The following is a 6155-nucleotide window of genomic DNA, read 5'->3' on the forward strand; positions in this document are numbered from 1 at the left end:
CGGCCACATCGGCCGCTGCATTGACATTGAGATCACCCTGAACCGCCAGCGCGCAAGACTGCGCAATCAGCGAAACATGGGGCGTAGATAACAGCGTCGTCACGCGTTGCCCCCTTGCTCAAGCTCGTCGACACCAATTTCGGGTGACCAGCTACGAATGACGGCATCGTAGTCTCGGTTATTTTCGCGCATCGACTGGTCAAACTGATTGCGGAAGGTCAGCCCTAAATTGATGCCATTAACAATGACATTGACCACTTTCCACTCACCATTTGAAAGTCGCAGGCTGTAGCTAACGGGGTAAACCTGACCATTAGTGGCAACAACTTCCATATCAACACTGGCTTGATCTTCATAGCGCTGACCGCGCTGGTCGGTCAACACTCTCAACTCATCATAATCAAAGGTCACGAGACCACGCGTGTACGTGTCGATCAGGGTTTGACGAAAGACATCGGCGAACCGACTACGCTGTTCTGGCGTTGCATTGCGAAAGTAGCTGCCCATCACGCTAGCGCCAATATAACGAAAATCCGCCACATCATTCAGGCTATCGTTGACCAACGCTTTAAGCTCATCAAGATTATTGGCGTAATAATCTTCTCTGCCGTTAATCTGCTCCATGAAGCCATTGACGTTGTCACGAACCAACGCTTCTGGCGATTTCGACTGGGCCTGAGCGGCAAAAGGCAGCAGAACAACCGCTAGCGCCAACCAAAAGAGCAAACGACGGGCCAACATTACGCTATTTTCTTTCATTAAAGTCACCTCATGACAACTGACAGCACCCACGCTGCTTAGTTAGTAACCATATTGGATACAAATTGCTGGATAAGTTCTTCGAGCACCAGGGCAGACTGGGTATCTCGAATAACATCCCCCTCTTCAAGCACTTCAGGAGCGCCGCCAACACTCAGGCCAATATACTGCTCACCGAGCAGCCCAGCCGTCAAAATAGCCGCGGTAGTATCTTGCGAAAGCTGGCCTTCAAGATCGCTATCGAGACTCAGCACCACCCGCGCATCATACCACTCGGTATCAAGCTCAATGGCCTCTACCCGCCCCACAGTAACACCGGCCATGGTGACCCGCGCACGTGGTTTCAGACTGCCAATATTGGAAAAACTGGCCTCAAGACGAAACGTGTCGGAAGATGTTGAAAGCGTCATGCCACTTACGCGCAAGCCCAAAAAAACAAGCCCCAGAATGCCCGCAAGCATAAACAGGCCAACGCCAAACTCCATGGTTTTACTGCGCTTCATGTTATTGCTCCACCCATTAAAGGCCGCCAAACATCACGGCGGTCAATACAAAATCCAGCCCCAAAACAGCAAGCGATGAATACACCACCGTGCGTGTTGTCGCACGTGAAATACCTTCAGAGGTAGGCACTAAGTCATACCCTTGGAACACCGCAATCCAGGTAACGACTACTGCAAATACAAGGCTTTTGATTATTCCATTACCAATATCATCAACAAACGAAACACTAGCCTGCATATTGCTCCAGTAAGAACCTTCAAAAACCCCCAGCCATTCCACACCAACCAAATAGCCACCCCAAATCCCCACCACGCTAAAACCAACGGTCAGAATGGGTAGCGCAATAAAACCTGCCCACAGCCTTGGCGCCACAACCCGGCGCAGTGGGTCAACGCCAATCATTTCCATGCTGGTTAACTGTTCAGTCGCCTTCATCAGGCCAATTTCCGCCGTCAACGCAGAGCCCGCGCGCCCTGCAAACAGTAGCGCAGCAACCACCGGCGCTAGCTCTCGAAGAAGCGAAAGAGCAACCATCTGGCCAAGCGCCTGCTCTGCCCCAAAGTCAACCAAAATGGTATACCCCTGTAGCGCAAGCACCATGCCTATAAACAGCCCTGACACCAGCACAATAGCCAGAGATAGCACACCGACAAAGTGCACTTGGCGCAGCCACAACGACCACCCTTCCCGAGAAGGCACCCCTACAGCCGACTGGGCAAGAAAGACACCTGCACGCCCTAGCGACTCTAAGGCATCACACCCTTTTTGCCCCAGCCGAGCAACATGCGAAATAGCATGTTTAATATTTGATTGCATTTAACGCACCTTCCCTGCGGAGGCTTGGCCTAGAATATCGCGGTAAAGTGTCTCAGCGGGATAGTGAAACGGCACCGGCCCATCTGGCTCACCATGAATAAACTGGCTTACTCGGGGATCTTGGTTCGTATCTAAGGTACTTGGCGTGCCTGAGGCTACCACCTGCCCATCGGCAATGAGGTACAGATAATCCGCAATACTGAGGGTCTCTTTGATATCGTGCGAAACGATCACTGACGTAAGCGACAGTGCCTGATTCAGCCGTTTAATTAGCTGTACAAGCACCCCCATAGAAATAGGGTCTTGCCCGACAAAAGGCTCATCATAAAGGATTAACTCTGGGTCAAGCGCTACCGCCCGTGCCAGCGCCACACGCCTTGCCATCCCCCCCGAAAGCTCAGCTGGCGACAAGTGCCTAGCCCCGCGCAAACCCACTGCCTGTAACTTAAGAAGCACTAGATCGCGTATCATAGGGTCAGGCAAGTCAGTATGCACCCGAAGCGGAAACGCTACGTTTTCAAATACATCGAGATCTGAAAACAGTGCGCCGCTCTGAAATAACATACCCATGCGCTTACGCAACGTAAACAGGGCCTTACGCGATAGGCGATGCACATCTTGACCGTCGATTAGCACTCGCCCCCGGTCAGGCGTTAATTGCCCACCAATTAGCTTTAAAAGGGTCGTCTTGCCGGTACCGCTTGGCCCCATGATGGCCGTTACCTGGCCACGCGAAATCGTCATATTGATTCCGCGAAAAATATCATGATCACCCCGCGAGAAGTACAAATCTTCAATTTCGATGAAGGGAGCATCGGTCATGGGCTGGCTGGCCTTGATGGTCGTCTTGCCGCAGCAGCAATAGTATATGCTGGCTACGCATGAGTTAGTTAAAAACAAATAATTCAAAAAAACAGCTAGTTTAAAAGAACAGACAGTTTAAAAAACACTGTTTTCGAAATATTATCGAACATCGTAACTGAACGCTACTCACAGTAACAGATGCGCTCATTGCAACCGCACTGAGGAGTAGGATACGCGCCTTACCTACAAACCGCGCCAAGATGTTATTCTTAGCGACCTACTTTTGACCGCTTATGAAAAGAGATGCCCTCATGCGCCAGCCACTATCGACACCTAGCCCACTGCGTGAAAGTGCGCTGCGCACGCTGCAAATTGAGCAAGCCGCTATCGGTGGGCTTCAGGCAAAGCTTGATGAGAGCTTTGACCACGCTTGTGAACTTATCCTTGCCTGCCAGGGCCGCGTAGTGGTAACCGGCATGGGTAAGTCCGGCCACATTGCGGGCAAGCTGGCTGCAACGTTGGCAAGCACCGGCACGCCTGCTTTTTTTGTACACCCAGGTGAAGCCAGTCACGGCGATCTCGGTATGATCACTCGCGCAGATGTTGTACTAGCCCTCTCGAACTCTGGCGAAACCGCAGAGGTCACCGCGCTGCTTCCGCTGTTGAAACGCCTAGGAACCCCCCTTGTCAGCATGACGGGGCGCCCAGGGTCCACATTAGCCAAACACGCCGATGCTCACCTTAATAGCGGCGTTGAGCGCGAAGCCTGCCCTCTCGACTTAGCACCGACTAGCTCAACCACAGCAGCACTTGCCTTGGGTGATGCCTTAGCCGTGGCATTATTAGAAGCACGTGGTTTCACCGCGGAAGATTTTGCGCTTTCACACCCAGGTGGAAGCCTCGGCAAACGCCTACTTTTGCGTGTAAAGGATTTAATGCACAACGGATCACGCCTCCCCCAAGTAGCATTAGGCAGCCCGCTACGGGACGCACTGTTGGAAATTACTCGCCAAGGGTTGGGCTTTACCTGCGTAGTCGATAGCGAAGGACGCCTTGCCGGCGTTTATACCGACGGTGACTTACGCCGAACGCTGGATCAGTTCCATGATCTACGTGACGTCCTAGTTGATGATGTGATGACACGTCCTGGAAAACGTATTGGCCCCGATGTGTTAGCGGCTGAAGCAGTACGCATCATGGAAGACAGCCGAATCACCGCACTGGCGGTCGTGGATGATCAGCAGCGCCCCATTGGCGCGCTGCATATGCATGACTTACTTGCTAGCGGTGTCATTTAATCGTTCTTTTCAAACATTAATAACGGAGGCTTCATGGCCCTACCTGACGCTCTACAAGACCGGATTCGCCGCGTAAGATTGCTTGCCATTGACGTTGACGGCGTACTTACCGATGGCCGCCTTTATTTTCAAGCTGACGGTATCGAAATCAAAGCGTTTCATACCCAAGATGGCCACGGCCTCAAACTTTTGAAGCGCGTCGGAATCCATGTTGCCTTAATTACTGGGCGTGATTCTCCCATGGTCAGCCAACGTGCTGCGTCGCTGGGCATTACCCACGTGTATCAAGGGTGCGAGGATAAACTCACTACGCTACGCGCGCTTTGCCAACGCCTAGATATCACGCTTGAGCAGGTTGCTTATTGTGGTGACGACCTACCAGACCTTGCTCCAATGAAACGTTCTGGCGTAGGCATCACCGTCCCTAATGCTCCTGATTATATGCATACCCACGCTGACTGGATCACCGATCGGCTTGGTGGCCACGGCGCTGTACGTGAAATCTGCGACACCTTATTGATGTCTCAAGGCCATTGGGATGCTGTTTTAGATACGTACCTACACGGCCAATCGTAATGCGCTTTTGGGTTAAAAAACGCATTTGGATAACCATCATGGTGCTTGCCTTAGGTGGCATACTGGTATGGTTGGATCCACGCGGCCCTCAAGACCAATCAATCGACGCTGAGGCTCGCGCTCAAGAGCCCGGCCATGTATTAGAGAATGCAGAAATCACTCTGTTTGGTGACACCGGTGCCATCCAGCAGTCGCTGACGACGCCACGCTTAGTCCATACCCCTCAAACGGCGATGACAGATGTCTTCTCCCCCAGGGCGACACTATTCGATAGCGAAGAGCGTCAATGGCTAGCGACGGCGGAGACCGGCACCCTAAATACTGACACGCAGGTGCTCACACTAGCTGGCTCAGCCCAATTACTTGCACCCGACGAGGGCTGGCAGCTGAATACAGAGTTATTACATTATGATGGCACCACCCGTCATGCTTGGAGCGATGCCGAAACCATACTTCAGCAACCGCCCCAGCGCATTGGCGCTTCACGCATGGATGTATGGCTGGATGATAGCCAGATCCGCTTAACCAATAACGTGCGCGGCGTTCACCCGCCTGCCACTCGTTCTCAGTAGGAGTCGCGATGAACGCTCTTATTCGCACGGCACTCTTCGTCATTGCGCTACCCATTTCAGCGGCAGCGCTACCGGTCATGGCACAAAGCCAAGCCCCCGTAGAAGTAGAGGCTGACCGTTTAGATCTCGATCAACGCGCAGGCACTGCTGTGTATTCAGGCAACGTCGATATTCGGCAGGGCAATATGCAACTGCGTGGAGATCGCGTTGAGATTCAGCGCAACGATGCTGGCGAGCTATCGCGCGCCGTTGCAACCGGTGGACGAGCCTATATACGCAACCAGCTCGAAGACCAAGCTAGCCCAATGGAAGGCTGGGCAAAGCGCATTATTTATCATGTTGCCGAGCGTCGGGTAGAGCTCATTGACCAAGCGGAACTGACCCAGCAAGCAGATCGCTTTGAAGGTGGACGCTTAGAGTATTTTATCGACCAAGGTGTGGTTCAGGCGCGTTCTGATGTTAGTGGTAGTGAACCACAACGTATCCGCATGACTCTTCAGCCGGAACAATAGGAGTGTCCAGTGGCGACAAATAACGCAGAGCCTGCACCTCAAACCACAGCCTCAGAATCAGCGCCGATAAAAACCCTTTATGCTCGCCACCTAGCCAAAAGCTATAAACGCCGCCGTGTCGTTAAGGATATTAACCTAGAGATATCTCAAGGCAGCGTGGTAGGGCTACTAGGCCCCAATGGCGCTGGCAAAACGACATCGTTTTATATGATTGTCGGCTTGGTAAAGTCTGATGCGGGAAAGGTTGGCATTGACGAGCTTGATTTAACCCATGCCCCCATGCACGAACGTGCAATGGCAGGTATTGGCTACTT

The 6155-nt window shown here is 52.5% G+C and carries 9 protein-coding genes; 5 read left to right on the plus strand and 4 right to left on the minus strand.

The genetic code is table 11. From position 1 onward, the window contains the following. Window positions 1-99 precede the first annotated feature (99 nt). From INT22_RS16735 to INT22_RS16750, 4 genes are read right to left on the minus strand one after another with little or no spacing between them, the layout of a single operon-like run. Complete coding sequence (locus INT22_RS16735; RefSeq protein WP_193061294.1) at window positions 100-759, minus strand: MlaC/ttg2D family ABC transporter substrate-binding protein; 660 nt, start codon at window positions 757-759, stop codon at window positions 100-102. A gap of 38 nt (window positions 760-797) precedes the next feature. Further along, window positions 798-1262, minus strand: coding sequence for an outer membrane lipid asymmetry maintenance protein MlaD (mlaD, locus tag INT22_RS16740; protein WP_038485491.1), 465 nt, complete (start codon window positions 1260-1262; stop codon window positions 798-800). A gap of 16 nt (window positions 1263-1278) precedes the next feature. Further along, on the minus strand, window positions 1279-2079 hold the full coding sequence (mlaE, locus tag INT22_RS16745) for a lipid asymmetry maintenance ABC transporter permease subunit MlaE (RefSeq protein ID WP_089037702.1): 801 nt from the start codon (window positions 2077-2079) through the stop codon (window positions 1279-1281). Continuing rightward, entirely contained in the window at window positions 2080-2901 is an 822-nt protein-coding gene (locus tag INT22_RS16750) for an ABC transporter ATP-binding protein (RefSeq protein ID WP_089037701.1), read from the minus strand. Window positions 2902-3194: 293 nt separating this feature from the next. Between INT22_RS16750 and INT22_RS16755 the strand changes: the two genes are divergently transcribed. The 5 genes from INT22_RS16755 to INT22_RS21305 form a co-directional block, all read left to right on the plus strand. Further along, complete coding sequence (locus INT22_RS16755) at window positions 3195-4181, plus strand: KpsF/GutQ family sugar-phosphate isomerase (RefSeq protein WP_083005806.1); 987 nt, start codon at window positions 3195-3197, stop codon at window positions 4179-4181. Window positions 4182-4214: 33 nt separating this feature from the next. Further along, the gene (locus INT22_RS16760) at window positions 4215-4757 is read left to right on the plus strand and encodes a KdsC family phosphatase (protein ID WP_193061293.1); all 543 of its coding nucleotides are present in this window, start codon (window positions 4215-4217) and stop codon (window positions 4755-4757) included. Then, a complete protein-coding gene (lptC, locus tag INT22_RS16765) occupies window positions 4757-5329 on the plus strand; it encodes an LPS export ABC transporter periplasmic protein LptC (RefSeq protein ID WP_193061292.1) in 573 nt (190 codons plus the stop codon). The genes INT22_RS16760 and lptC overlap by 1 nt, the downstream gene beginning before the upstream one ends. Window positions 5330-5337: 8 nt before the next feature. Further along, window positions 5338-5841 (plus strand): lipopolysaccharide transport periplasmic protein LptA, encoded by a 504-nt coding sequence (gene lptA, locus INT22_RS16770; protein WP_089037699.1) that lies wholly within the window; start codon window positions 5338-5340, stop codon window positions 5839-5841. A gap of 66 nt (window positions 5842-5907) precedes the next feature. Beyond that, window positions 5908-6155: ATP-binding cassette domain-containing protein (locus tag INT22_RS21305; RefSeq protein ID WP_319022099.1), on the plus strand; the 248-nt coding region annotated here is incomplete at its 3' end.

The sequence above is a fragment of the Halomonas sp. 3D7M genome (genome assembly GCF_014897885.1).
In the GTDB taxonomy this organism is placed as follows: Bacteria; Pseudomonadota; Gammaproteobacteria; order Pseudomonadales; family Halomonadaceae; genus Vreelandella.